Annotated in this window: 26 protein-coding genes and 1 CRISPR repeat array; of the genes, 19 read left to right on the top strand and 7 right to left on the bottom strand. The window is 65.2% G+C overall.

Annotated elements, in window-relative coordinates; all coding sequences use genetic code 11:
• Positions 1 to 116 precede the first annotated feature (116 nt).
• The gene (locus tag ACPP3B_RS07915; protein WP_424858652.1) at positions 117 to 836 is read right to left on the bottom strand and encodes an N-acetyltransferase family protein; all 720 of its coding nucleotides are present in this window, start codon (positions 834 to 836) and stop codon (positions 117 to 119) included.
• A gap of 181 nt (positions 837 to 1,017) precedes the next feature.
• Between ACPP3B_RS07915 and ACPP3B_RS07910 the strand changes: the two genes are divergently transcribed.
• The 3 genes from ACPP3B_RS07910 to ACPP3B_RS07900 all read left to right on the top strand — a co-directional run bounded on the left by ACPP3B_RS07910 (position 1,018) and on the right by ACPP3B_RS07900 (position 3,967).
• Complete coding sequence (locus ACPP3B_RS07910) at positions 1,018 to 2,712, top strand: AMP-binding protein (RefSeq protein ID WP_299018716.1); 1,695 nt, start codon at positions 1,018 to 1,020, stop codon at positions 2,710 to 2,712.
• Positions 2,713 to 2,726: 14 nt separating this feature from the next.
• Positions 2,727 to 3,683: an MBL fold metallo-hydrolase gene (locus ACPP3B_RS07905; RefSeq protein WP_424858651.1), complete on the top strand. Its 957-nt coding sequence runs from the start codon at positions 2,727 to 2,729 to the stop codon at positions 3,681 to 3,683.
• A gap of 71 nt (positions 3,684 to 3,754) precedes the next feature.
• Positions 3,755 to 3,967 (top strand): putative motility protein, encoded by a 213-nt coding sequence (locus ACPP3B_RS07900; protein ID WP_299018720.1) that lies wholly within the window; start codon positions 3,755 to 3,757, stop codon positions 3,965 to 3,967.
• Between the two features lie 6 nt (positions 3,968 to 3,973).
• Here the strand turns inward: ACPP3B_RS07900 and argC are convergent, their stop codons facing one another.
• On the bottom strand, positions 3,974 to 4,894 hold the full coding sequence (argC, locus tag ACPP3B_RS07895) for an N-acetyl-gamma-glutamyl-phosphate reductase (protein WP_424858650.1): 921 nt from the start codon (positions 4,892 to 4,894) through the stop codon (positions 3,974 to 3,976).
• 251 nt (positions 4,895 to 5,145) lie between these two features.
• Between argC and sucC the strand changes: the two genes are divergently transcribed.
• The 15 genes from sucC to cas2 all read left to right on the top strand — a co-directional run bounded on the left by sucC (position 5,146) and on the right by cas2 (position 17,753).
• A complete protein-coding gene (gene sucC, locus ACPP3B_RS07890) occupies positions 5,146 to 6,312 on the top strand; it encodes an ADP-forming succinate--CoA ligase subunit beta (RefSeq protein WP_424858649.1) in 1,167 nt (388 codons plus the stop codon).
• A 30-nt stretch (positions 6,313 to 6,342) separates the two neighbouring features.
• Positions 6,343 to 7,236 (top strand): succinate--CoA ligase subunit alpha, encoded by an 894-nt coding sequence (sucD, locus tag ACPP3B_RS07885; RefSeq protein ID WP_424858648.1) that lies wholly within the window; start codon positions 6,343 to 6,345, stop codon positions 7,234 to 7,236.
• Between the two features lie 49 nt (positions 7,237 to 7,285).
• On the top strand, positions 7,286 to 8,032 hold the full coding sequence (locus ACPP3B_RS07880; protein ID WP_424858647.1) for a Stp1/IreP family PP2C-type Ser/Thr phosphatase: 747 nt from the start codon (positions 7,286 to 7,288) through the stop codon (positions 8,030 to 8,032).
• A 3-nt stretch (positions 8,033 to 8,035) separates the two neighbouring features.
• Complete coding sequence (locus tag ACPP3B_RS07875) at positions 8,036 to 8,659, top strand: FHA domain-containing protein (protein WP_424858646.1); 624 nt, start codon at positions 8,036 to 8,038, stop codon at positions 8,657 to 8,659.
• Positions 8,660 to 8,692: 33 nt separating this feature from the next.
• Positions 8,693 to 10,939 (top strand): CRISPR-associated helicase/endonuclease Cas3, encoded by a 2,247-nt coding sequence (locus ACPP3B_RS07870; RefSeq protein ID WP_068606996.1) that lies wholly within the window; start codon positions 8,693 to 8,695, stop codon positions 10,937 to 10,939.
• 9 nt (positions 10,940 to 10,948) lie between these two features.
• On the top strand, positions 10,949 to 11,614 hold the full coding sequence (cas5c, locus tag ACPP3B_RS07865; protein WP_068607099.1) for a type I-C CRISPR-associated protein Cas5c: 666 nt from the start codon (positions 10,949 to 10,951) through the stop codon (positions 11,612 to 11,614).
• Positions 11,611 to 12,414 (top strand): type I-C CRISPR-associated protein Cas8c/Csd1, encoded by an 804-nt coding sequence (locus tag ACPP3B_RS07860; RefSeq protein ID WP_424858645.1) that lies wholly within the window; start codon positions 11,611 to 11,613, stop codon positions 12,412 to 12,414. Before cas5c ends, ACPP3B_RS07860 begins: the two co-directional genes overlap by 4 nt.
• Before the next feature lie 76 nt (positions 12,415 to 12,490).
• Complete coding sequence (locus ACPP3B_RS07855) at positions 12,491 to 13,459, top strand: IS481 family transposase (RefSeq protein ID WP_424858644.1); 969 nt, start codon at positions 12,491 to 12,493, stop codon at positions 13,457 to 13,459.
• The gene (gene cas8c / locus ACPP3B_RS07850) at positions 13,456 to 14,430 is read left to right on the top strand and encodes a type I-C CRISPR-associated protein Cas8c/Csd1 (RefSeq protein WP_424858643.1); all 975 of its coding nucleotides are present in this window, start codon (positions 13,456 to 13,458) and stop codon (positions 14,428 to 14,430) included. The genes ACPP3B_RS07855 and cas8c overlap by 4 nt, the downstream gene beginning before the upstream one ends.
• A 15-nt stretch (positions 14,431 to 14,445) precedes the next feature.
• On the top strand, positions 14,446 to 15,327 hold the full coding sequence (cas7c, locus tag ACPP3B_RS07845; RefSeq protein WP_068607000.1) for a type I-C CRISPR-associated protein Cas7/Csd2: 882 nt from the start codon (positions 14,446 to 14,448) through the stop codon (positions 15,325 to 15,327).
• Positions 15,328 to 15,341: 14 nt separating this feature from the next.
• Positions 15,342 to 15,548, top strand: a complete 207-nt coding sequence (locus ACPP3B_RS07840; RefSeq protein WP_068607002.1) for a 2-oxoisovalerate dehydrogenase — start codon at positions 15,342 to 15,344, stop codon at positions 15,546 to 15,548.
• The gene (locus ACPP3B_RS07835) at positions 15,545 to 15,787 is read left to right on the top strand and encodes a type II toxin-antitoxin system HicA family toxin (protein WP_068607004.1); all 243 of its coding nucleotides are present in this window, start codon (positions 15,545 to 15,547) and stop codon (positions 15,785 to 15,787) included. Before ACPP3B_RS07840 ends, ACPP3B_RS07835 begins: the two co-directional genes overlap by 4 nt.
• A 6-nt stretch (positions 15,788 to 15,793) precedes the next feature.
• The gene (cas4, locus tag ACPP3B_RS07830; RefSeq protein ID WP_068607006.1) at positions 15,794 to 16,417 is read left to right on the top strand and encodes a CRISPR-associated protein Cas4; all 624 of its coding nucleotides are present in this window, start codon (positions 15,794 to 15,796) and stop codon (positions 16,415 to 16,417) included.
• A 2-nt stretch (positions 16,418 to 16,419) separates the two neighbouring features.
• Positions 16,420 to 17,454 (top strand): type I-C CRISPR-associated endonuclease Cas1c, encoded by a 1,035-nt coding sequence (cas1c, locus tag ACPP3B_RS07825; protein ID WP_156682228.1) that lies wholly within the window; start codon positions 16,420 to 16,422, stop codon positions 17,452 to 17,454.
• Positions 17,455 to 17,462: 8 nt separating this feature from the next.
• The gene (gene cas2 / locus ACPP3B_RS07820) at positions 17,463 to 17,753 is read left to right on the top strand and encodes a CRISPR-associated endonuclease Cas2 (RefSeq protein WP_068607008.1); all 291 of its coding nucleotides are present in this window, start codon (positions 17,463 to 17,465) and stop codon (positions 17,751 to 17,753) included.
• Positions 17,754 to 17,931: 178 nt separating this feature from the next.
• Positions 17,932 to 19,776: a CRISPR direct-repeat array (repeat unit 37 nt; unit sequence GTATCGCCCGGCCCAACGGCCGGGCGCGGATTGAAAC).
• 81 nt (positions 19,777 to 19,857) lie between these two features.
• On the opposite strand, the gene pyrF is transcribed toward cas2, so the two are convergent.
• The 4 genes from pyrF to gshA form a co-directional block, all read right to left on the bottom strand.
• The gene (gene pyrF / locus ACPP3B_RS07815) at positions 19,858 to 20,691 is read right to left on the bottom strand and encodes an orotidine-5'-phosphate decarboxylase (protein WP_299018733.1); all 834 of its coding nucleotides are present in this window, start codon (positions 20,689 to 20,691) and stop codon (positions 19,858 to 19,860) included.
• A 90-nt stretch (positions 20,692 to 20,781) separates the two neighbouring features.
• Positions 20,782 to 21,129, bottom strand: a complete 348-nt coding sequence (locus ACPP3B_RS07810; protein WP_299018734.1) for a VanZ family protein — start codon at positions 21,127 to 21,129, stop codon at positions 20,782 to 20,784.
• On the bottom strand, positions 21,126 to 22,115 hold the full coding sequence (gshB, locus tag ACPP3B_RS07805; protein ID WP_424858642.1) for a glutathione synthase: 990 nt from the start codon (positions 22,113 to 22,115) through the stop codon (positions 21,126 to 21,128). The genes ACPP3B_RS07810 and gshB overlap by 4 nt, the downstream gene beginning before the upstream one ends.
• The gene (gene gshA / locus ACPP3B_RS07800; RefSeq protein ID WP_424858641.1) at positions 22,108 to 23,403 is read right to left on the bottom strand and encodes a glutamate--cysteine ligase; all 1,296 of its coding nucleotides are present in this window, start codon (positions 23,401 to 23,403) and stop codon (positions 22,108 to 22,110) included. The genes gshB and gshA overlap by 8 nt, the downstream gene beginning before the upstream one ends.
• A gap of 132 nt (positions 23,404 to 23,535) precedes the next feature.
• Between gshA and ACPP3B_RS07795 the strand changes: the two genes are divergently transcribed.
• Complete coding sequence (locus tag ACPP3B_RS07795) at positions 23,536 to 24,726, top strand: MFS transporter (RefSeq protein ID WP_424858640.1); 1,191 nt, start codon at positions 23,536 to 23,538, stop codon at positions 24,724 to 24,726.
• Between the two features lie 10 nt (positions 24,727 to 24,736).
• Here the strand turns inward: ACPP3B_RS07795 and ACPP3B_RS07790 are convergent, their stop codons facing one another.
• Positions 24,737 to 26,239 (bottom strand): M20/M25/M40 family metallo-hydrolase, encoded by a 1,503-nt coding sequence (locus ACPP3B_RS07790; RefSeq protein ID WP_424858639.1) that lies wholly within the window; start codon positions 26,237 to 26,239, stop codon positions 24,737 to 24,739.
• Positions 26,240 to 26,243: the final 4 nt, after the last annotated feature.

Here is a 26,243-nt window from a genome sequence, read left to right as displayed (position 1 = left end):
AGGGATCGGCCACGGGGGTGGTCAGTGGTTGCGACAGACCCTAGCATACAACAGGGCCATCGCATGGGACAGCGTCGCCTGGCAGACCCCGCCTGGCGTGCCCCGCCATCCGGCCCTCAGCGGCCCGGGCGGCTCCAGCTGCGTGGGTTCAGCCAGCGCAGCACGCGAGCCCCCCAGCGGCGCAACGCCTTGGCAAGGTAGTTGGTGCGCGCCACCTCTTCGTCGATCAGCTCGCTGACATGCGACGCAAAATCGGCGGGAGGCAGCTCCAGGTGGCATTCACTCTCGCCTGCGTGCTGCACGACGGTCGCCCCCGCCCCGCGAGCGATGCGCAGCATGGGGGTGTTCTCGCTCAACGCGTGAATGTACAAATACTGCACGCCATGGTTGCGCGCGTGCATCACCGCGCGGTCGAACAGCAGCCGGCCGTAGCCGCGTCCGCGCGCATGCGCGCTCACGCTCACACCGAACTCGGCACTGTCGCTGCCGCGCCCCGGCGTGACCATATAGGCCAGGTGTGCCATGGCAATCAGCTCCAAACGCCAATTGAAAATACCGAAGACCTCGTCCAAACCGAAGCGTAACCCATCCACGTAGCGGCGGATTTGGTCATCCTGCGCCGCGTAGCCGAACCTCAGGTAACGGTCGCGCTCGCCCAGGGCCAACAGGTGGCGCAGAATCGCCTCGCGGTGCGAGGCGTCGAGCATGCGGATCGGCGCGCGCGCGTGCGCCCGCGGCGCCCGCGGCTCGGTGGCCAGCGGCAGATCACGCACTGGCACGCGCGGCCCGCGATCGGGTGCGCTCAGCGGCGATGGTGACGTGGCGGTTGTCGGCATGATGGCCTCGACTATACGCCGATGCGCCGGATTTGTCAGGGTTTTCCCTAATATTCCACACTTTCGGCATGTCTCAACCGGCCCAGGCTGTGCCTTGCGCGACAGCTTGTCAGGGCAACCCCTGAGGCGCCCTACGCTGCGTGGCGGCCACAATGGTCAGCCCCCTGATCAATGGACCGCTATGGAACGAATCTGGCTATCGAGCTACCCGCCCGGCGTGCCCGCCGACATCGACCCCACACAGTACGAGTCGCTGGCCGCGCTGCTGGAGCAGGCGTTCCGGCGCCACCCGCAGGACCCCGTTTCGGTCTGCATGGATCGCTGGATGACCTACGGCCAGCTCGACCGGTACAGCGCCGCCCTGGGTGCGTATCTGCAATCGCTCGGCCTGGCACCGGGCGCGCGCGTGGCCATCATGCTGCCCAACCTGCCACAATTTCTGGTCACCATGGCAGGCGTGTTACGCGCGGGCTACACCTGTGTCAATGTCAATCCCCTCTACACGGCACGCGAGCTGGAGCACCAGCTCAAGGACTCGGGCGCCGAGGCCATCGTCATCCTGGAAAACTTTGCCCATACGCTGGAGGAGGTGATCGACCACAGCCCCGTGCGCCACGTGGTCGTGGCCAGCTTTGGCGACCTGCTGGGGCCTTGGTATGGCCGCTGGATGACGTTTCTGGTGCGGCACGTGGCCAAGCTGGTGCCGGCCTTCAAGCTTCCACTGCAAGGCCCCGCGGGGCCGCGTACCATCGTTCCGTTTCGTCGGGCGCTGGAGGTAGGCTCGACCCAGACCCTCAAGCCCGCGACCATTGGCCGCCAGGATATCGCCTTCCTGCAGTACACCGGCGGCACCACCGGCCTGTCCAAGGGCGCGGTCCTCACCCACGGCAACGTCATTGCCGCCATCCTGCAGGCCGAGGCCTGGTTTACCCCAGCGCTCAACAAAGTGGGAGATCCGCGGCGCACCAACCACATCATGGCGCTGCCGCTGTACCACATCTTCGCGCTCACGCTGATGCTGCTGGTGATGCGGCAAGGCGCGCACGCCACCCTCATCCCCAACCCGCGCGACATCCCCAAGTTCGTCGAGGTGCTCAAGAGTCGACCGTTTCACGTGCTGCCGGCGGTCAACACGCTCTTCAACGGGCTGCTGGCCAACGCACGCTTTCGGCAGCTGGATTTTTCGTCGCTGGTGCTGTCGCAAGCCGGCGGCATGGCCGCGTCGGAGGGCACGGCACGCCAGTGGCAAAAGGTCACCGGCTGCGCCATGATCGAAGGCTGGGGCATGAGCGAGACCTGCGCGATTGGCACCAACAACCCGGTGACCAACACCCATTTCACGGGCACGATTGGCTTGCCGCTGCCCAGCGTCGAGATCGCCATCAAGGACGACGACGGACGCGACCTGCCGCCGGGCAGCACGGGCGAGATCTGCATCCGTGGCCCCAACGTCATGGTTGGCTACTACAACAAACCCGATGAGACGGCCAAGGTCTTCACCGAAGACGGCTACATGCGCACGGGCGACATTGGCATCATGGACGAACGCGGCTACATCCGCATCGTGGACCGCAAGAAGGACATGATCATCGTCTCGGGCTTCAACGTGTACCCGACCGAGATCGACAACGTCGTGTCCACCTGCCCGGGCGTGCTGGAGTGCGCCGCCGTCGGCGTGCCCGACCCGCATTCCGGGGAGGCGGTCAAACTCTACGTGGTGCGCAGCGACCCCACGCTAACCGAGGAACAGGTCATGCGCTTTTGCCACGACAACCTCACGGGCTACAAACGCCCCAAGTACATCGAGTTCCGCGACGAGCTGCCCAAGAGCAACGTCGGCAAAATCCTGCGGCGCGAGCTGCGCGGTAAGGCATAGGTCGGAGCGCGCCCATGCCTGCCCTGCTGCCAGCTGGCGTGCACGTCTGGGAGCGGGGTTGGCTGTCGTCCAACAATGTCTTGCTGCTCACGCCGTCCGAGGCGGCCTTGATCGATTCGGGCTACGCCACCCACGCCGATCAGACGCTGGCGCTGCTGCAGCGGGAACTGCACGGGCGCCCCTTGTGCTGGCTGCTCAACACCCACCTGCACAGCGACCACTGCGGCGGCAACGCTGCCATCCAGACGCAACACCCAGGCGTGCGTACCCTCATCCCGCCCGGGTCGGCCGATGCGGTGCGCGCGTGGGACGAGGCGCGGCTGAGCTACCGGGCCACCGGGCAGCGCTGCCCGCGCTTTGCGTTCGACGGCTTGTTGCCCCCCGGCTCGGCGTTTGTGTTCGGCGCGCTGACGTGGGAGATCCACGCCGCCCCCGGCCACGACCCGGATGCCGTGATGCTGTTCGAGCCCGCCACGCGCACCCTCATCAGCGGGGACGCGCTGTGGCAACACGGCTTTGGCGTGGTATTCCCTGAGTTGGACGGCGAGCCTGGCTTCGACGCCGTGGCCGCCACGCTCGACCACATCGAGCGCTTGGCGCCGCGCGTCGTCATCCCCGGCCACGGCAGCCCGTTCGGTGATCCCGCCCACGATGACGGCGCGCGCCCGTCGGCACCCGTCGCCGCGGCGCTGGCCACGGCGCGTCAGCGTCTGGCCCATTGGCAGGCGCACCCCGCCAAACACCGACAACACGCGCTCAAAGTACTGCTCAAATTCAAACTGCTCGAGTGGCAGCGCCAGCCGATCGCGGGCATCCATGCCTGGGCGCGCGAGGTGCCTTATCTGCGGCATATCTACGCCCAGCACCACGCCGACCAGCCGTTCGAAGCATGGCTGGATGACCTCATCGACGCCCTGTGCGCCAGCCGTGCGGCGAGACGACAAGGAGATGACCTCATCGACGCTGGCTGACGCCGAATACCCCGCCCCAATGACCGACGAACGGTGTGGAATTCACGGCGGTTTTGGGCTAAAAAATCGATATGAACATCGGCTCGACAACACTCATCGGCCAGGTCGCCACGCAAGGGGTGGAGGCCGGGGATGCCGCGCAGATTTTGGCGCTGCGCAAGGCCCTGCAGCTGCAGCAGCAACAGGCGCAGGCCATGCTCCAAGCCGTCCCGCAGCCACCGCGCGCCGAGCTGCCCTTGGCCACTGAAGGGCCCTTGGGCACCCGGCTCAACGTACTGGCCTGAGCACGGTCACACCCCCAGCATCAGCCGCAGGTTTTGCACGGCGGCGCCACTGGCGCCCTTGCCCAGGTTGTCCAGGCGCGCCACCAGCACGGCGTGGCGGTGGTCTTCGTTGCCAAAGACGCGCAGCTCCAGCCGGTCGCTGCCCGCCAACGCCACCGCATCGAGCTTGCCATCGGCCGTCGGCGGCTCCACCGACACCCAAGCGCTGCCCGCATAGTGCGCAGCGAGCGCCTCGTGCAGGTCCTGCGCGCGCACCCGGCCCGGCAAGGTGTCCAGGTGCAGCGGCAACTGCACCAGCATCCCCTGCGGAAAATTCCCCACCGACGGCACGAACAGCGGGCGCCGTTGCAGGCCGGTATAGGCCATGATCTCGGGCAGGTGCTTGTGGTTGAGCCCCAGTGCATAGAGCTCGAACGCGGGCGCCTGGCCGGATTCATACGCCTCGATCATTGCGCGCCCACCGCCGGTGTAGCCGCTGACGCTGGGTAGGCACAACGGATGATCCGGCGGGATGAGGCCCGCGTCGACCAACGGCCGGATGAGGGCGATGGCCCCGGTGGCGTAGCAGCCTGGGTTGGCCACCCGTTCGGCGCTGCGGATGGCCTGCGCCTGCCCCGGTGCGAGCTCGGCGAAACCGTACACCCAACCCGGCGCCACGCGGTGCGCGGTGGACGCATCGATGATGCGCGGCGCGTGCCCGGTCTCGGCGCGCAGCGCGTCGATCATGGCCACCGATTCCCGCGCGGCATCGTCGTGCAGGCACAAGATGGTCAGGTCGGCCTGCGCGAGCAGTTCACGCTTGGCAGCCGGGTCTTTGCGGCGCGCCGGGTCGATGGACAGAAGGGTCAGCCCCGCCATGCCTTGCAGGCGCTGGCGGATTTGGAGCCCGGTGGTGCCGGCTTCGCCGTCGATGAATACCGTCTTCATGAGAATACCCTTAGGGGTTTTTACCGATTGACGCTGCACCGCAAACGGATGACTTGGTGTCAGCTTGGATCAAGCTAGCGGCAGTGGCCGCATGATACAGTTCGCGCTGTCCCGCGCTGGCCCGCCAGCTGCGGCGCTGCGTTTGGGCGGCGCCGCGCACTCGTGCAGGCGGCCGTTCGGCGACGCAATCGTCGCACCCGAGCTGCCGCCCGGCGGACCTCCCGTCAGACGCCACTTCAGACAGGAACCACATGAAGATCCACGAGTACCAAGGCAAGGAAATCTTGCGTCAGTTCGGCGTGCCGGTGCCGCGCGGCATCCCGGCCTTCACGGTGCAAGAAGCGGTGGAAGCCGCGCAAAAGCTCGGCGGCCCGGTCTGGGTCGTCAAGGCGCAGATCCACGCCGGTGGCCGCGGCAAGGGCGGCGGCGTCAAGTTGGCGCGCAGCATCGACGAGGTACGTGAACTCGCGGGCCGCATGCTGGGCATGCAACTGGTCACCCACCAGACCGGCCCACAGGGCCAGAAGGTGCGGCGCCTGTACATCGAAGAAGGTGCCGACATCGGCAAAGAGTTCTACGTCTCGGTCGTGACCGACCGCGCCACGCAAAAAGTGGCCCTCATCGCCTCCAGCGAAGGCGGCATGGACATCGAGGAAGTCGCCGCCCACACGCCAGAGAAGATCGTCAAGATCTTCGTTGACCCGCTGGTGGGCCTGACCGAGGCCCAGGCGCGCGAGCTGGCCGAGGGCATCGGGATGAGCGGCCACACCGTCGATGAAGCAGTCACACTGTTTCAGAACCTGTACCGCTGTTACATGGAGACCGACGCCTCGCTGCTCGAGATCAACCCGCTCAACCGCGACTCCAAGGGCCACCTGATCGCGCTGGACGCCAAGTTCAATTTCGACAGCAACGCGCTGTTCCGCCACCCCGAGATCGTGGCCCTGCGCGATTTGGACGAAGAAGACCCGGCCGAAATCGAAGCGAGCAAATACGACCTCGCCTACATCAGCCTGGATGGCAACATCGGCTGCCTGGTCAACGGGGCGGGTCTGGCTATGGCCACCATGGACACCATCAAACTCTTCGGTGGTGAGCCGGCCAACTTCCTCGACGTCGGCGGCGGCGCCACGGCCGAGAAGGTGACCGAGGCGTTCAAGATCATGCTCAAAAACCCGAACGTCAAGGCCATCCTGGTCAACATTTTCGGCGGCATCATGCGCTGCGACGTGATCGCCACCGGCGTCATCACCGCCTGCCGCGCGGTCAATTTGAACGTGCCGCTGGTGGTGCGTATGAAAGGCACCAACGAAGACCTGGGCAAACAGATGTTGGCCGACTCTGGCCTGCCCATCATCAGCGCCGACACCATGGCCGAGGCTGCCCAGAAGGTGGTGGCCGCCGTCGCCGGTCGCTAACGCCGTCCGTGGCCGAGAGGAAAGCACACCATGTCCATCCTGATCAACAAAGACACCAAGGTCATCACCCAGGGCATCACCGGCAAGACGGGCCAGTTCCACACCGAAAAGTGCCAGGAATACGCCAACGGCAAAAACTGCTTCGTGGCCGGCGTCAACCCGAAGAAGGCCGGTGAGAAGATTTTCGACATCCCCATCTATGCCAGCGTGCGCGAGGCCAAGGAGGCCACGGGCGCCACGGTCAGCGTCATCTACGTGCCGCCCGCAGGCGCGGCCGATGCCATCTGGGAGGCTGTCGAGGCCGACCTCGACCTGGTGATCTGCATCACCGAGGGCATCCCCGTGCGTGACATGCTGATGGTGCGCAACAAGATGAAGCGCAAGGTCGCCGAAGGCGGCAAGGAAACCCTGCTGCTGGGCCCGAACTGCCCGGGCCTGATCACGCCCGGCGAGATCAAGATCGGCATCATGCCGGGCCACATCCATCGCAAGGGGCGCGTCGGTGTGGTCTCGCGCTCGGGCACGCTCACCTACGAAGCGGTGGCGCAACTGACCGAGCTGGGTCTGGGCCAGAGCTCGGCGGTCGGCATCGGTGGCGACCCGATCAACGGTCTCAAGCACATCGACGTCATGAAGATGTTCAATGACGACCCCGACACCGACGCCGTGATCATGATCGGCGAAATCGGGGGGCCGGACGAGGCCGAGGCCGCGCGCTGGTGCAAGGAGCACATGAAAAAGCCCGTCGTCGGCTTCATCGCTGGCGTCACCGCGCCGCCGGGCAAGCGCATGGGCCATGCGGGCGCACTCATCTCGGGCGGGGCCGACACGGCCGAGGCCAAGCTCGCCATCATGGAAGAGTGCGGCTTCAAGGTCACGCGCAACCCGTCTGAGATGGGCAAGCTGCTCAAGAGCCTGCTCTGACCGCACGGGCGGCGCTACACTGGCTGGGCGTGCCACCTCGCCCTGCCCCATGTCCATCCAATTCGCCGCTGCCACCGACGTGGGGCGCCTGCGCCCCAACAACGAAGATACCGTCCTCATCGACACCACACTGGGGGTGGGCGTGCTGGCCGACGGCATGGGCGGCTACAACGCCGGCGAGGTGGCCAGTCGCCTGTGCTGCGAGACGGTCGTGCAGTCGCTGCGCGAGCACGCCGCACTGTGGCACGACGATCCACACCGCGCGCTGCTGCAGGCCATCCGCCAGGCCAACCGGCGCGTCTACGAAGAAGCACGCACCCACCCCGCGCTGCGCGGCATGGCCACGACGGTCGTGGTGGCGGGCTGGCGCGACGGCCAATTGATCGTCGCGCATGTCGGCGACTCGCGCCTGTACCGGCTGCGACAGGGGCTGCTCGCGCAACTGACACGCGACCACACCCTGGTACAGGACCACGTGGACGCCGGGCTACTGCCGGCCAGCGGCGCGCGCCTGACCGGCTACCGCAACCTGGTCACACGCGCCATCGGCGTGGCGCCGTGGGTGGACATCGACCTGGCCGAGCATGCGGTGCAAGCGGGCGACACTTACCTGCTGTGCTCCGACGGCCTGACCGACATGTTGACGGATGCCGAGATCGCCCGCATCCTGCGCCACACGGGCGCCTCGGACGCCGCCGCCCGGGCGTTGGTCGCCGCCGCCAATGCCGCGGGCGGCCGTGACAACATCACCGTCGCCCTGATCCACTGCCCCCCTCGAGCCGAGTCCGGAGCGTAGACCATGCCCATGCTCACCATCAGTCTGGACGGGCGCGAACTGCAACGCGTGCCGCTGACCCAGATCCGCACCACAGTTGGGCGTCGCCCGTACAACGACCTCGTGATCGAACACCTCGGCGTCAGCGGCGAACATGCCGTCTTCGTGCTGCAACCCGACGGCCGCGTGCAGGTGCTGGACCTCAACAGCACCAACGGCACCTACGTCAATGGGCGCGCCGTGGTGTCCGCCGACGTCGGGCCGGATGACGTCGTGGAAATCGCCCGCTACCAATTGCGGGTGATTTCCGGCGAGGGTGACGCACCGCCCGCCACCCCCGCGGCTCCCTCCCCCCCGACCACCATATCCGCGCCCCCCGTGACGGCGACACCCGCCCGGCTGGAGGTACTCGAAGGCCCGGCGCAAGGACGCACGCTGGTGCTGATCAAACCCGTCACCACCATCGGCAAGCCCGGCGTGGCCGTGGCAAGCATCGTGCGCGAAGGCACCACCTACACGCTGCGCCAGACCGTTGGCGCCCAGTCCGTCACCCTCAACGACCAGCCCCTGCGACCCGAGGGCGCCCGCTTGAACGACGGCGACGTCATCGCACTGGCAGGGACGCGCGTTCGCTTCATTCGGGAATGAGCTCGATTATTTGCGTGTAGGGAGGCGCAGCTGATGACCGACGGCAAACCGATCGCTCACGCTTGCCGGACAGCAGACGGTACCTGGCGGGAACCGCATGACCTTGCTGAGCATTTGGTCTGCGTGGCAGCGCTGGCGGCCGGCCATGCGCGACGATTCGGCGGGGAGGAGTGGGCGAGGCTGGCCGGACTGTGGCACGACTTGGGTAAATATCGGCCCCGCTTCCAGCGCTACATCGGTCAAGCGAGCGGCTTCGAGGTAGACGCGCACATCGAGGGCGGCAGCGGTCGGGTGACCCATTCCAGTGCTGGCGCCTTGTTAGCCTGTGACCGATTCAAAGAAGCCGGCCGCGTGCTGGCTTATCTGATTGCCGGTCACCATGCCGGCCTGGACGATTGGCATGGCGGACTGGAAGTTAGACTGGCCAGTCAACAGGCCAGGGACGAGTTGAACGAAGCCTTGGCCGCTCAACCACCCGACAACATCCTTAATCACGGGGCTTTCATGCCGGATTTGCGTACCGTCCCTGGTGGCAGCGCCGGATTCGCCTTGTGGTTGCGCCTGCTCTTCTCCTGCCTAGTGGATGCCGATTTCCTCGACACCGAGTCCTATATGGACACTGAAAAGGCCCACCAGCGAAGCGGATGGCCAACCATAGCCGAATTGCTGGATTGCTTCGATCGCCACATGGCCGATCTGGCGGGCAGCGCTGAACACACCCCGGTCAACAGCCTGCGTGCAGCGATCCTGGCCGAATGTCGGGCCAAGGCCGCCGAGGCGCCGGGCCTTTTTTCATTGACCGTCCCTACCGGGGGCGGCAAGACTCTCTCCAGCATGGCCTTTGCTCTGGAGCACGCCAAGCGCCACGGCAAACGTCGGGTAATCTACGCCATCCCCTACACCAGCATCATCGAGCAGACGGCCGACATCTTCCGCGCCATCTTTGGCGATGCAGTCATCGAGCACCACAGCAACGCCGAGGTCGATCCCGACCAAGAAAGTGCCCGCAGCCGTCTGGCTTGCGAGAACTGGGACGCGCCTATAGTCGTGACCACCAACGTCCAGTTCTTCGAATCCCTGTTTGCCGCGAAACCCTCACGTTGCCGGAAGCTGCACAACATTGTGGACAGCGTGGTGGTGCTCGACGAGGCCCAGCTCCTGCCGCCCGAATTCCTGCAACCCATTTTGGATGTGCTCAACCTGCTGAGCCGCCACTACGGCGTGAGCGTGGTCCTGTCCACGGCCACCCAACCCGCCCTTTCCACACGCGAATATTTCGACACGTGCCAGAACCTGCGCGGGTTGGACAACGTGCGCGAGATCATCGCCGACCCGGGCGCGCTGTATCGCCAGCTCAAGCGCGTGGCGGTGCACCTACCCAACGACTGGAACATGCCCACCACTTGGCCGGAGCTGGCCGAGCGACTGGCGCGGCACGACAGTGTGCTTGCCATTGTCAATACGCGTCTACAGGCTCGCGAGCTGCATGGACAGATGCCCGAAGGCACCCTGCACCTCTCCGCGCTGATGTGCGGCGCACACCGTGCGCAGGTCATCCGCGACGTCAAAACCCGGCTGCAGCATGGCATCCATACCCGCGTGGTTAGCACTCAACTGGTAGAGGCAGGGGTGGACATCGATTTTCCCGTGGTCTATCGCGCAGTGGCTGGGCTCGATTCCATTGCCCAGGCGGCTGGGCGATGCAACCGTGAGGGCCGATTGGCCTCGGGCGAGGTGTGGGTGTTTGTGCCGCCTGCAGCCCGATTGCCTGATCTCATCCGCAAAGGCGTGGATGCCACCATCAGCACTCTGCACGGCCACTGCGGCGATCCACTGGATCGCCATCGATTTTCTTCATACTTCGAGCGACTCTACCACGCTTGCGACCTGGATGCCAAAGGAATCGCGGATCTGCTCAAGGTGGACGGCCGCAGCCTCGCTGTTAACTTCCGCACCGCTGCGGAGCGCTTTCGGCTCATCGACGATGAGGACAGCGTGCCGATCATCGTTCTCTACCGAGGGCTAGATGGCGCAGACACGACGGTTGACCGCCTGATCAGTAGCCTCCGCACCAACGGCCCGGAACGCTGGCTGATGCGCAAACTGCAACGCTACACCGTCCGCATTCACCGGCGGGCAGCGCTACAATTACTCAAACAAAGCGTCGTCGAGGAAATCTTGCCTTGCCTGTTTTTGCAGACGAGCGACTGGATATATCATCCGGTGTTAGGTCTCATGCTCGACGATCCTTCGCCTGCCGCAGGCCAAACTATCGTATAAGGGATGGCCATGAAACGCTATTGCCTTGAACTCTCCGGCCCCTGGGCCTGCTTCACTCGCCCCGAGATGAAAGTTGAGCGCGTCAGCTACGACGTGATGACCCCTTCCGCCGCCCGGGCCTGCTTCGAGGCCATCCTGTGGAAACCGGCTATCCGTTGGCACATCCGCAAGATCGAAGTGCTGAAGCCCATCCGCTGGATCAACCTGCGCCGAAACGAAGTCGCGTCGATCGTTTCCACCCGCAACGTGGAAACCGCCATGAAAAGCGGCACGGGCAACCTCGCGCTCTTCATTGAGGACGACCGCCAGCAACGCGCCGGCCTCTTTCTGCGCGACGTCGCCTACCGCGTACATGCCGAGATGGAATTCATACCGGAGCGCGATCCCGAGGCCAGCTGCACCAAATATCACGAGATGTTTGAACGCCGGGCCGGCAAGGGGCAATGCGTAAACCAGCCTTATCTGGGCTGCCGCGAGTTTGCCGCCGCTTTCCGGCTGGTGACCGACTTGTCGGTCGAACCACCCCCCATTCCGGAGACGCGCGACCTTGGTTTCATGCTCTACGACCTGGACTTCAGCAAACCCTATGACCCGCAGCCCCGCATCTTCCGCGCAAAGCTACAAAACGGCGTCATCGAAGTGCCGGCCTGGGACAGCGAGGAGGTGCGGGGATGATTCTGCAAGCGCTGAGCCGCTATTACGAGCGTTCCGAAGATATGCCCCGCGAAGGCTGGGTGCGACGTGGTGTCGACTACGTCCTGGTATTGGATGACCAGGGCCAGTGCATCAATATCGAATCCATCGGCGAACTGAAGAAAGGCAAGACCGTCCCCCGTGACTTGCTCGTGCCAGCCATCGGCAAGCAAGCGATGAAACATACCAACAGCGGTGTCGATGCCAACCTTCTTTGGGACAATGCCAGCTTCGTTCTCGGTACGGGCAACAAGGGCCAAGGGAAATTGGCCAGCTTCATTGCTACCCTTCGCGACTGGCTGGGAACAGTCCACGATCAGGGTATTCAAGCCGTCTTGCAATTCTGTGGCCACATCCAAAGCAACCCTGATTCCGTAACCGCCCTCATCGAACGTTTCCAACTCCAGGAAGCCTTCGAGAAGCGCGACCCGGTCCTGGTTTTCCGTCTTGTCTCCGACATCGAATACGTTCATGCCCGGCCCGCAGTGAGAGCGGCCTATGAAGCTGCGCTATCCAAAGCACGCTCTGGCAGCCCGCTGCGAGGCACCTGCCTAGTAACCGGCAGCACCAACGTGCCGCTGGCGCCGAATGAATCCGTCATCAAAGGCGTATGGGGTGGGCAACCGGCCGGATGCAACATCGTTTCCTTCAATGCACGGGCATTCGAGTCATATGGCAAACGCGAACGCAATGGGGAGAATGCACCCATCAGTCAAAGCGCATCCTTCGCCTACACAACCGCACTGAATTACCTATTTGTAGGGTTCCGGACGATTGCATAGATCCTTCGCGTCGTGCACTCTTCGTTAGTCGCGCAGTGATGCGAGAGCTGATCGACAACCTCCGGAGCGCTCAACCATGATTATTCGCCTACACAAAAACGCCACCACAACCCCCGCCACCCGCGCCTACATCCAGTCCTCGTCCTTGTCGGTTGCGGCCTTGGCAGCCGAGTTGGGCGTATCCGAAGACACCATCCGCCGCTGGAAGCGTCGGGACTTTGTGGAAGATCGCCCGCATACCGCGCATCGTTTGCAGACGACGCTCACCCCGGCGCAGGAGCTTTTGGTGGTGGAGCTGCGCAAGACCCTCCAGCTACCCCTTGACGATCTGCTGGTGGTCACACGGGAGTTCATCAACCCCCGGGCCTCACGTTCTGGGCTGTATCGTCTGCTCAAGCGCCATGGCCTATCCCAACTGCCCAGTGAAGCCAAGGATGCGCCTGCTTCCAAGCCATTCAAGACCTACATGCCGGGCTACCTGCACATCGACGTCAAGTACCTGCCGCAGATGCCCGACGAACATCAGAGGCGTTATCTCTTCGTCGCCATTGACCGCGCCACCCGTTGGGTCTTCATCCAGATTAAGCCAAACAAGACCGCAGCCGCGGCCAGAAGCTTCCTGAAGGCCTTGCACAAGACCTGCCCGGTCAGAATCACGCACATCCTCACCGACAACGGCAAGGAGTTCACGGATCGCCTCTTCGCCTCAGGCGCGCGCGCACCGTCCGGGAAGCACGAGTTCGATCAGCTCTGCCAGGCCCTTGGCATCGAGCATCGCCTCACCAAGCCCAGACACCCTCAGACCAATGGCATGGTCGAACGCTTCAACGGCCGTATTGCCGAGGTCCTTGCCACCCATCACTTCAACAGCGCCGAGGACCTCGAGACTACCTTGACCCGTTATGTTTGGCTGTACAACCATCATTTACCCCAGAAGGCAATCGGACACATAACACCTCTGGAGGCCTTGAAAAAGTGGTACGCTCAACGCCCCGATCTTTTCATCTTCAAACCACGTAATCGTCCGGGACCTGACACCTATTGACCTCCAAACAGCGGGTTCAGGTTGGCGACACTTCGACCGTCTTCTGGGCCGAAGAACCTCACGATCTGGAATCAGCCCTGCCGGATTTGTTCGGCGAACCCCCTAGGGACGACCCAAACCGTGGCACGGACGCCTTGAAAGCCCTCTATGCCGCCGTACAAACGGGCAAGTTCACGCTTGGCGATGCTCAGGCCCGCTTCCATGTCCTGGGCCTGGCGCCCAATGCCGCGCGCATCGCCATTCGGTTTTGGGAAACAGCGCCGGCCATGGATCTGGCCCAACGCATCCAACAGCATTTCGAGGACCTCCGCATCGCCCATGCCGCGCGTGAGCCGGAGCATCTATCGCTGTTTCGCCTGCTTGCAGCCTGTGCCGTGCAGGGCAAGGCCGACAACATCCCACCCAACCTCGGCGGTGAGATCATGCGCGCCATCCTGGAGGGGCTACCCTACCCCGCCTCCTGGCTCAACGCCGCCGTGCAGCGCTGCCGGGCTGAGCAAGAAGTCACCTACCCCCGCGCCGCGGCGATCAAGGCGAGTCTCAACCGCATGATCCGCCATTGCAACCGAATCCAGCCCCATCAGGAAAGGGAGTTCCTAGCTATGCTCGATACCGCCAATCCCAACCCGGCCTATCGCCTGGGGCGGCTGTTCGCCGTCCTGGAGAAGATTCAGGAGGAATCCAGTCCGGGCGTCAATGCGACCATCCGCGACCGCTATTACGGCGCAGCCTCCAGCACGCCGGTGTCGGTGTTCACGACTTTGCTTCGCCTCAAGAACCATCACCTCGGCAAGCTCCACAAAGGCCGCGCCGTGCAGATGGAGAGGCTGATCGGCGAGATCATGGAAGGTCTGGCCGACTTTCCTCGACAGCTTGGCCTGCGCGATCAAGGTCGCTTTGCGATCGGTTACTACCACCAGCGCCAAGCCCTCTACACCAAACCCGAAACCGCCACGGAAACCGCTGACTGATAAGGAGACCTTGCCATGAGCCTGAACCACCGCTACGACTTCGTTCTTTTGTTTGATGTGCGCGACGGCAACCCCAACGGCGACCCCGACGCCGGCAACCTGCCCCGACTGGACGCTGAAACCGGCCATGGCCTCGTCACCGATGTGGCCCTGAAACGCAAGGTGCGAAACTTCGTCGGACTGGTGAAAGGGGAGACGCCGCCTTACGAGATCTACGTGAAGGAGAAAGCCATCCTCAACAACCAGCACAAACGCGCTTACGTTGGCATCGGGCGCGAAGACCTGCTGGCCGGCGACGACAAAAAGCGCAAAGGCGGTGAGGCCGTGGACGACGCCCGCGCCTGGATGTGCCGCAATTTTTACGACGTGCGCACCTTTGGCGCGGTCATGTCCACCGGCGTCAACTGCGGCCAGGTACGCGGGCCGGTGCAACTGACCTTCGCCCGCTCCATCGATCCGATCATCACCCAGGAGCATTCCATCACCCGTATGGCTGTCGCCACCGAAGCCTTGGCCGAGAAACAGGACGGTGACAATCGCACGATGGGCCGCAAGCACACGGTCCCCTACGGCCTTTACATGGCCCATGGCTTTGTGTCAGCCTTCCTTGCCAAACAAACCGGTTTCTCCGACGACGACCTGAACCTGCTCTGGCAGGCCCTCGGCCAGATGTTCGAACACGACCGCTCTGCCGCCCGCGGCGAGATGGCCACACGCGGCCTTTTTGTGTTCAAGCACGAAAGCGCGCTGGGCAATGCGCCCGCCCACGCCCTGTTCGAGCGGATCCAGATCAAGCGCAAGGATGGCGTCGAAGTCGCGCGCGATTTCATGGACTACGAGGTGCAGGTGAACGAGACAGACATGCCTCCCGGCGTTACACTGCTGCGCAAGGTTTGACCGGAGCCCAGCCCATGACCGAAATCCACTTCATCGTCGAAGAAGCCCCCGAAGGCGGTTTCATTGCCCGCGCCGTGGGTGCGGACATTTACACCGAGGCGGACAGCATCGAGGACTTGCACGCCCAGGTGCGGGATGCCGTGCGATGCCACTTCGATGAGGGCCAGCTGCCCACATTGATCCGTCTGCACATCACCCGCGAGGAAGTGCTGGCGGCATGAGGATTCCGCGTGATCTGTCTGGCGCGGACTTGGTCAAGCGACTCGGCCGACTCGGCTACGAGATCACGCGCCAAAGCGGCAGCCACATCCGCCTGACCAGCCGGGTCCGTGGCGAGCATCACCTCACCATCCCCAACCACGACCCGCTGCGCATCGGCACCCTCGCGGCGATCCTCGAAGGCGTGGCGGCGCATCACGGCATGACGCGCGACGAGTTGCTGCAGCGCCTGCTCGGCTGACGAGCGGTGAAAGCCACGGACGACCCCATCCCCCTCTCCGCCCTGCAGCACTGGGCCTACTGCCCGCGCCAGTGCGGCCTAATCCATCTGGAGCAAGTCTTCGAGGACAACCTCCATACCGCCCGTGGCCAAGCGGTGCATCATCTGGTGGACGAGCCCGGCGATGAGATGAAGGCCGGCGTGAAGGTGGAACGCGCCCTGCCCTTATGGTCGGATCGCTTGAACCTCATTGGCAAGGCCGACCTGGTGGAATTCCACCCGGACGGCACCGTCTTCCCGGTGGAGTTCAAGCACGGCCGCAAGCGCCAAAAGATCCACGACGACATCCAGCTCGCCGCCCAAGCGATGTGCCTTGAAGAAATGCTCGGCCGCCCGGTGCCCAAAGGGGCCATTTATCACGCCAGCAGCCGCCGGCGGCGAGAGGTGACCGTGACCCCCGAACTGCGCCGACGGGTGGAGGAAACCGCCACCGCCATCCGCGCCATGCTGGCCTCGGCTCGACTGCCCGCGCCAGCTAACGACGCGCGTTGCCGGGAATGCTCGCTGAAGGAAATCTGCCAACCCGAGGCCCTGGCCAACACGGACCGGCAGCAGCGCCAGCGCCAGGACCTGTTTCGGGTGGAGGACTAACCTTGTATACCCTGCTCAACACCCTCTATGTGATGACGCCGCAGTCCTATGTGCACTTGGAAAACGGGACCGTGCGCATCGACGTGGAACGGGAGAAGCGCCTCCAAGTGCCGCTGCACCACCTCGCGGGCTTGGTCACGTTCGGCAACGTGATGATCTCCCCCGCCCTGATGCACCGGCTTGGCGACGAAGGCAAGAGCTTGGTCCTGCTGGACGAACACGGCCGTTTCAAAGCCCGCCTCGAAGGCCCCGTGTCTGGCAACATCCTGCTGCGGCAGGCCCAGCACCGGGCCGCCAATGATTCAAAGGCCACCCTGGAACTTGCCCGCGCCTGTGTGGCCGGCAAGTTGAAAAACAGCCGTACCATCCTGCAACGGGGCGCACGGGAATCCGCCGACCCGGACGAAGCCGCTCCGCTCACCCGCGCCGCCGACAACCTAGCGGCGTCGCTCCGTGCCGCTGCCGGTGCCACCAGCCTGGACGAACTGCGGGGCATCGAGGGCGAAGCAGCGCGCGGCTATTTCGCCGCATTGAACCTTGTCGTCAAACCCCAGGCGCGGCAGACTTTCACCCTCAATGGTCGCACCCGGCGCCCACCCCTGGACCGCTTCAACGCCCTGCTCTCCTTCCTCTACGCCCTGCTCATGAACGACTGCCGCTCGGCCTTGGAGAGCGTGGGCCTCGACCCACAATTGGGCTACCTGCATGCCGTCCGGCCTGGACGGGCCGCCCTGGCCCTGGACTTGCAGGAAGAATTCCGCGCCTTTCTGGCCGACCGACTCGCCCTCACCCTCATCAACCGGGGGCAATTGAATGCGGACGACTTTGAAACTCGAGAAGGTGGCGCGGTTTTGCTGGGAGACAGGGGGCGCCGGCTGGTCGTCGCCGCTTGGCAGGAGCGCAAAAAGGAAGAGGTCACGCACCCACTACTTGACGCAAAGATGCCAATCGGTCTCCTACCCCTCGTTCAGGCCAGGCTGCTCGCGCGCGCCATCCGAGGGGATATGCCTGGTTACCTGCCTTACCTGACGAAGTAGACATAGCCATGCTTATCATCGTCACGTACGACGTCTCCACCGAAACCGCCGCCGGCCGCAGGCGTCTGCGCCGGGTCGCCAAGGTCTGCGAGAGCATGGGCCAACGGGTACAGAAATCGGTCTTTGAGTGCCAGGTCAACGACATACAATACGAGGCGCTGGAGCGCGCCCTGCTGGCCGAGATTGACGAGCAGCAAGACAACCTGCGCTTCTACCGCATCACCGAACCGGTGGAGGTGCGGGTCAAAGAGTACGGCGTATACCGTTCCGTGGATTTTGAAGGGCCCCTGGTCGTATGACGCGCGTACCGCCAGTGACGGACAAAGCTCGGCAGCTTCGCGCACGCCGTAAGTCCTTGTTCTATAAAAACATGGACACCAAGATAAGCTATTGGAGCAGAGGAGGATCTGTGCGAAAGTCCTGCTTCGCGCAGACTGCGTTTTCTCCTCAATCAAAACAACAGGTTGCGATTGCGGAGTATCGCCCGGCCCAACGGCCGGGCGCGGATTGAAACAAGCCTGCGGCCACCACGAGCTACCGCATCCGCATGTATCGCCCGGCCCAACGGCCGGGCGCGGATTGAAACTATGCCAAGACCGAGCCCACGCCCCTGGGCAAGGGGCGTATCGCCCGGCCCAACGGCCGGGCGCGGATTGAAACATCGCTCATCCAGCCGAGCCGCCATGCCGCACCTCTGGTATCGCCCGGCCCAACGGCCGGGCGCGGATTGAAACATGGAGCCGGTGTTCCGCGACTGGCTGCAGATGGCGTATCGCCCGGCCCAACGGCCGGGCGCGGATTGAAACCAGTGTAGCCTGGCGCTGCCGCGATTTGCACCAGCGCACTGACGGTATCGCCCGGCCCAACGGCCGGGCGCGGATTGAAACCAGTGTAGCGCCGTCAACCCGGCGCCGTCGCCCAGTATCGCCCGGCCCAACGGCCGGGCGCGGATTGAAACAAGGTGGAGCGCGCCGAGCAGCTGCGCGGCATCCCGTGTATCGCCCGGCCCAACGGCCGGGCGCGGATTGAAACCCGTCTCGCTGCCCTTGATGGTGGCATCGCCCACGTATCGCCCGGCCCAACGGCCGGGCGCGGATTGAAACCGCTCGCACCTGGTGGCCGACTACGCCGCCGACAGTATCGCCCGGCCCAACGGCCGGGCGCGGATTGAAACTTCGCGCGCATGGCGCGCACTGTCGCCGGCGCAGCGGTATCGCCCGGCCCAACGGCCGGGCGCGGATTGAAACGGATTCCGAAGCGCAACCCACCCCCATCTCTGAGGTATCGCCCGGCCCAACGGCCGGGCGCGGATTGAAACGTATTCCTGCCCCGCGCTTCGGCGCGGGGCATCGGTATCGCCCGGCCCAACGGCCGGGCGCGGATTGAAACATCGAGGTGCTGCGCAACGCCATGGTGCTGCCGAGTATCGCCCGGCCCAACGGCCGGGCGCGGATTGAAACTCCATACGGAATCTTGCAGTGTTCGCACAACACCGTATCGCCCGGCCCAACGGCCGGGCGCGGATTGAAACCCGTTACTCGTGAACTGATCGATTCGGTCGAGCGAGTATCGCCCGGCCCAACGGCCGGGCGCGGATTGAAACCGCCAAGTTCGGTGAAACTCACGCGGCTGCGCTGGTATCGCCCGGCCCAACGGCCGGGCGCGGATTGAAACAAAACAACCCGCCTAAGGTCGGCCAATGGGTGTTGAGTATCGCCCGGCCCAACGGCCGGGCGCGGATTGAAACGCTTGATGCTGCCAGCAGGTGATGCTGCCAGCAGGGTATCGCCCGGCCCAACGGCCGGGCGCGGATTGAAACATGCCCACTCGCGGGTGGTTTGCCGACAAGCTTTACCGTATCGCCCGGCCCAACGGCCGGGCGCGGATTGAAACAAAATTTCCGTGCCCGAAGAATCTGCTTGGTCGAGTATCGCCCGGCCCAACGGCCGGGCGCGGATTGAAACAAAAACCTGGTCTTCAAAGCGTCCATATCGATCGTATCGCCCGGCCCAACGGCCGGGCGCGGATTGAAACCGCTGCTGTTCTGCACTGCCACCCAATCACCAGCAGGTATCGCCCGGCCCAACGGCCGGGCGCGGATTGAAACACGATCACCGGCTACGACCCGGATCTCTTCGCGCAGTATCGCCCGGCCCAACGGCCGGGCGCGGATTGAAACCGCGTGGATCTGACGCGCGCGCAGATCGTGGCCGCGTATCGCCCGGCCCAACGGCCGGGCGCGGATTGAAACGACTTCACGCCGCCGGCGCCGGCCGAGCGCGTGAGTATCGCCCGGCCCAACGGCCGGGCGCGGATTGAAACTGGGTGGCAAACTCGCCTTCGACCGCCGTCGCTGGTATCGCCCGGCCATCGGGCATGAATACTTCGGTGCCCCTGCCCCAATCACACCCACAGCGCCGCCCGCGTGCGCTCGGCCTCGGCTCGCGCCGCCGTGGCAAAGTCGTCGCCTGTGCTGGCGTACAGGATAGCGCGCGACGAATTGACGATCACTGGCCCGGTGGTGTGGCCTGCAGCGTCACCGCGCCAGCCTGCGCGCACGGTGGTGGCGGCGTCGCCCCCCTGGGCGCCGACGCCGGGGATGAGCAGCGGCACCGTGGGGGCGATGGCGCGCACGCGCTCGATCTCTTGCGGGTAGGTGGCGCCCACCACCAACCCCATCTGACCGTGGCGGTTCCACGGCCCCTGCGCCAGCGCCGCGATGTGCTCATACAACAGCGGCTGCCCAGGCACGTCGGCCAAGCGGCGCGCCTGCAAATCGTCGCCACCGGGATTGCTGGTGCGGCACAGCAGAAACACGCCTTTGCCCGGGTATTGCAAGTAGGGCTCGACCGAATCGAACCCCATGAACGGCGACAGCGTGACGGCATCGGCCCCGTAACGCTCGAAGGCCTCCTTGGCGTACTGCTGGGCGGTGCTGCCGATGTCGCCCCGTTTGGCGTCCAGGATGATGGGCACGTCGGGCGCCACGACGCGGATGTGGGCCATCAGACGCTCGAGCTGATCCTCGGCCCCGTGCGCGGCGAAGTAGGCGATCTGCGGCTTGTAGGCGCACACCAAATCGGCGGTGGCATCGACGATGGCCGCGCAAAAATCGTACAAATGCTCGACGCGCCCCGCCCAGCGCCCAGGCAACCGAGTCGGGTCCGGGTCCAACCCGACGCACAAGCGCGATCGATGCGCCCGTTCGGCGCGCAGCAGCATCTCGGTGAAGTTCATGGCGGCATTGTAGAAGGCGCTGCGACGCCCGCTGGCGCGGGCTCTGCGGCCCGAGCGGGGCTCGACGCCGTAGTCATCGCGCTTATCGGTTCACTGAGCGCGGCGCTGCGCGGCAGCCAGCAAGATCCACCCGATTCCGACGCCGACGGCGTCCGCGATCCAGTCAGCGACATCACCGTGGCGCCAGCCACTGGCGGCTTGGGCCAGCTCGATGGCCGCCCCCTGCAGCAACAGGCCAACCCACAGCGAGTTTCCAGGTGCAGCCGGGTACGCCAGCCGCGCGGTGATGGTCAATAGCGCAAAGCCCAGCGCGTGCTGCGCTTTATCCCACCAATCGAACACCTGCGGCGGCAAGTGCTCCACGGGCGTCAGCGACAGCACCGTGATCGCCGTCGCCAATGCCCAGAATGCCCAGCGAGCCAACTGGTGGCGACTCATGCCCGCGCCGCAGCGCCCACCGCGTCCTGCAGCGCATCGACGAAGCGTCCGGCGACGTCGTAACCCGTCTGCTGGGTGATTTCCTGAAAGCACGTCGGGCTGGTGACATTGATTTCCGTGATCCACTCCCCGATCACGTCCAGCCCCACCAGCAGCAGACCGCGCGCGGCCAGCGTGGGGCCGACGGCGCGGGCAATGGCCCAGTCGGCGTCGCTCAGCGGCCGCGCCTCACCGCGGCCACCGGCGGCCAGGTTGCCGCGCACCTCGCCGGCTTGCGGGATGCGCGCCAAGCAGTAGGGCACGGGCTCGCCACCGATGAGCAAGATGCGCTTGTCCCCGTGCGCGATCTGCGGCAGGTAGCGCTGCACCATGATGGTGGTGTGGCCGTGTGCCGTCAGCGTCTCGACCACCACCCCCAGGTTCATGCCATCCGGCCCGACACGAAAGATGCCACGCCCTCCCATGCCATCGAGGGGCTTGAGGATGATGTCGCGATGCTCGGCATGGAAAGCGCGGATGGCCTCGGCACTGCGCGTCACCAGCGTGGACGGCGCCCACGGGGCAAACTCCATGACGGCCAGCTTTTCCGGGTGGTCGCGCAGCGCGGCGGGCCGGTTGAAGACGCGCGCGCCCTCGCGCTCGGCCTGCTGCAGCAGGTGGGTGGCGTAAAAATACTCGGCGTCGAACGGCGGGTCTTTGCGCATCAGCACGGCGTCGAACGCGTGCAGCGGCTCGCGCCCTTGGCGCCGTACCGCAAACCAAGCGTGCGGATCGTCGGTCAGCGTCACTTCACGCACCCAGGCGGTGACGGGTTCGCCGCTGCGCCAGTGCAGGTGCGCCGGCTCGCACGCGGCCAGCGCCACACCGCGGCGCGCCAACTCGCGCATCATCGCGTACGTGCTGTCTTTGTAGGTAACGAAGGTGTGCAGCGGGTCGGCCACCACCAACACCCGCCGCAGGGAAGGCTTCGCTGGCGCCTCAGTCATACTGCTCGGCCTCGGGGTCGGTGGCTTCGAGCTCGTAGGCGGCGGCCAGCATGGCCAGCCGCGCCACCACGCCGTACATGTAAAAACGGTTGGGCACGCTCGCCCCCGGCGGCGAGCCGGGCTGTGGTTGCAGGGCGCTTTTCTCGAACGCCAATGGTACGAAGCTGGCGCCCGGGGCATTGAGGTTTTCATCCACCCCACGCTCGGCGTGCACGCGATAAAAGCCCCCGACCACGTAGCGGTCCATCATGTACACCACGGGCTCGGCCACGGCGTCGTTGATCTGCTCGTGGGTCATCACCCCCTCTTGGATGATGACGTCGCTGACCTGCTGGCCGTCCTTGATGACGTTCATCTTGTTTTTGGTGCGCCGGTTCAGGCTCGCCAGCTCGGCGGCATCGCGCACCATCATCACGCCCATGCCGTAGGTGCCGTTGTCGGCCTTGACCACGACGAACGGCCGCTCTTGGATGCCGTACTCCTTGTATTTGCGGCGAATTTTGGTCAGTAGGGCGTCGACGTTGCCCTGCAGGCACTCGAAGCCGGAGCCTTCGGCAAAATTGACCTGCCCGCATTGCGCGAACATGGGGTTGATCAGCCAGGGGTCGATACCCACGAGCTTGCCGAAGCGCTTGGCCACCTCCTCGTAGCAGCGGAAGTGGTTGCTCTTGCGCCGCACGTGCCAGCCTGCATGCAGCGGCGGTAGCACGTACTGCTCATGCAAGTCCTCCAAAATACCCGGTACGCCCGCGCTCAAGTCGTTGTTGAGCAGGATGGTGCAGGGGTCGAAGTGCTTCAAGCCGATGCGCCGTCCCTCGCGCACGATGGGCTCGAGCAGCAGCCGCTCGCCATTGGGCAGCGGGAGCTCGGTGGGTTCTTTGATTTCCGGGTTGAGCGAACCGATGCGCACGTTGAGCCCTGCCGAATAGAAAATGCGCTGCAACTGCGCCACGTTCATCAAGTAAAACGTGTTGCGCGTGTGGTTTTCAGGCACCAGCAGCAGGTTTTTGGCCTCGGGGCAGATTTTTTCGATCGCCGCCATCGCGGCCTGCACGGCCAGCGGCAGCATCTCGTTGGTCAGGTTGTTCCACCCCCCCGGGAACAAATTGGTATCCACCGGCGCCAGCTTGAAGCCCGCGTTGCGAATGTCCACCGAGGTGTAGAACGGCGGCGTGTGTTCCATCCACTCGAGCCGGAACCAGCGCTCGATGACGGGAGTGGACTCGAGGATGCGCTGCTCCAGCTCGTTGATCGGGCCAGTGAGTGCGGTGACGAGGTGGGGAACCATGGCTTACCCAAGAAAAGAAAGGGACGCAGCGGGGCCCCATCATGGGCATCCGCGCCAGCGGCGATGCTGCGATTGTAGAAAGTCGCGCGCGCCGCCCACAACCCGAGACCGGATCCGTTATAACCCAGTTCCATGAACCGTCACCTGTGGTTGCTGGCCATCGCGCAAGGCTTGTTCCTGACCAACAACGTCGTCTTCATCGCCATCAACGGGCTGGTGGGCCTGAGCCTGGCCCCCGTGGGCTGGATGGCGACGCTGCCCGTGATGGGCTATGTGGTAGGGGGGGCGCTGTCGACCGGGCTGGTGGCGCGCTCGCAGGCGCGCTGGGGACGGCAGATGGCGTTTCAAATGGGGCTGGCGGTGGCCTTCGCCTCGGCACTGCTGGCCGCGTGGGCGGTGGCGCACGGGAACTTCTGGTTATTGGTCGCGGCGACGGTCGTCGCGGGCTACTACAGCGCCAACGGCCAGCTCTACCGTTTTGCCGCCGGAGAACTGGCCGCCCCGGCCGAGCGCGAAAAAGCCGTCTCACTGGTGCTCGCTGGCGGCTTATTGGGGGCGATCGCCGGCCCCAATCTGGCCAATCACGCGCGCGATTGGTTGGCCACCCCGTTCCTGGGGGCGTATCTGGCCCTGGCCGCGGTGGCGCTGGTCTCGATGGTGGTCATGGCGGGCATCCGCTTTCCAGCCGATCCGCCACCGGCGCCCGGGACGGCCCGCGCTGGCCGCTCCGTGCTCGAATTGCTGCGCCAACCGACGTTTGCCGTCGCCTTCGTCGGCGCAGCCTTGGGCTATGGCGTGATGAACCTGCTCATGGCCGCCACGCCACTGGCCATGCAGACCTGCGGCATGCCGTTTGCCGACGCCGCTTTCGTGCTGGAGTGGCACGTGATCGGCATGTTCGCACCTGGCTTTTTCACCGGGCATCTGATCCGACGCTTTGGTGCCATCACGATCATGGGGGTGGGCGTGTTGCTCAACGCCGCGTGCATTGCAATCGCCCTGTCTGGGCAAGACCTGCACCACTTTACCGTCGCGTTATTTCTGTTGGGGGTGGGCTGGAACTTTCTGTTCACCGGCAGCACGACGCTGGCCATGCAGGCCTATCGGCCCGAAGAAAAAGACCGCGCGCAGGCGGTCATCAATTTCGGTGTCTTCGCCACGATGGCGGTGACGGCGTTCGCCTCGGGGGCGCTCGTGACCACACAGGGCTGGTGGTGGCTCAACGTGGGCTCGCTGGTTCCGGTATCGATCACGGCATTGTCATTGCTGGCGCTGGCCGCTCGGCAACGGGTGCGCGCCAGCGAGCCGGCACAAGGCGCATGACCCGTGTGCATCAAGGCAGGCGTGCGATCACCTCGGCCACCGCCGCCGTCAGCCGCCGCGCATAGGGAACGTGCAAAAATTCATTGGGGCCGTGTGCGTTACTCTGCGGCCCCAAAACCCCGCACACCATCATCTGCGCCCGCGGAAAACCCGCGCTGAGCATGTTCATGAGCGGAATGGTGCCGCCCTGGCCGATGGTGCCACAGGGCGCGCCGAAGTGCGCCTGGCTGGCGGCATGCAGCGCCTGCTCGAACCAAGGCGCGGTGGCCGGGGCGTTCCAGCCGTTGGCGGCCCCTTCGGGCTCGAAGGTCACGCGCGCCTGGTAGGGCGCATTGTCTTCCAGCAGCGCCTTGAGCTGCTGCACCGCCTGTGCGGCGTCCACCAGCGGGGGCAGGCGCAGGCTAAGCTTGAACGCGGTATACGGCCGCAGCACATTGCCCGCGTCACGCAGCGCCGGCAGCCCTTCGGCCCCGGTCACCGACAGGGTGGGACGCCAGGTGCGGTTGAGCAGTGCCTCCACGGGGTCGGTGGTGGTGGGCAGGGCAAAGACGGTGCTGCCGCCACAGTCGTGGTGTGCCCAGGGGAAGCGCTTCCACACCGCGTCGCCCAGGATGGCCGCCGTCTCGCGCGCCTGCGCGATGCGCTCGGCCGGGATCTCGCAGTGGAACACGGCGGGCAGCAGGCGACCCGTGGCGCTGTCTTCCAGTCGGTCCAGCACATGGCGCAGGATGCGAAAGCTCGACGGCACCACACCCGACGCATCGCCAGAGTGCACGCCTTCGGTCAAGATCTCGGCCCTGAGCACACCGCTGATCATGCCGCGCAGGCTGGTGGTCAGCCAGAGCTGATCGTAATTGCCCGCGCCGCTGTCCAGGCAGATCACCAGACCCACATCGCCCAGGCGCGACCGCAGCGCATCGATGGTGGGCAGCAGGTCGGGCGAGCCGCTTTCTTCGCCGGTTTCGATCAGCCCCACGATGCGCGGATGCGCCCGGCCCGACGCCTGCAGCGCCTCGATCGCCGCCAGTGCGGCATACACCGCATAACCGTCGTCGGCGCCCCCGCGGCCGTAGAGGCGGTCATCGATCAGGCGTGGAGTCCACGGCCCCAGACCAGTGCGCCAACCGCTGAACTCGGGCTGCTTGTCCAAGTGACCATACATCAGCACCGTCTGTCCGCTGGCCGGTGCGGGCGTGCCGCCGACGCCAGCGCGCGCGGGCACCTCGAACAGCAGCACCGGGGTGCGGGGACTGCCGTCGGGGCGTTGCAGACGCACGATCTCGAGCGTCAACCCCTGCACCGGCTGGCGGGTCACCCATTCGGCGGCCTGGCGCAGCACGGTCTCCAGATGGCCATGGACGGCCCACTCCGGGTCGAACATCGGCGACTTGGCGGGCACCTCGATGTAGCGCTGCAGCGCGGGCAGGATGTCGTGCTGCCAGCGCGCATCGACGCGTTGACGCACGGCCACGGGGTCGAGCAGCGGGGTCGGGTCGGGCAGGCGGGCGTTCATGGTG

It is taken from the genome of Tepidimonas sp. HKU77, from assembly GCF_049728535.1.
Classification (GTDB): Bacteria; Pseudomonadota; Gammaproteobacteria; order Burkholderiales; family Burkholderiaceae_C; genus Tepidimonas.
The sequence above is the reverse complement of the archived record's forward strand: the minus strand, read 5'-3'. Positions and strand labels throughout refer to the sequence as shown.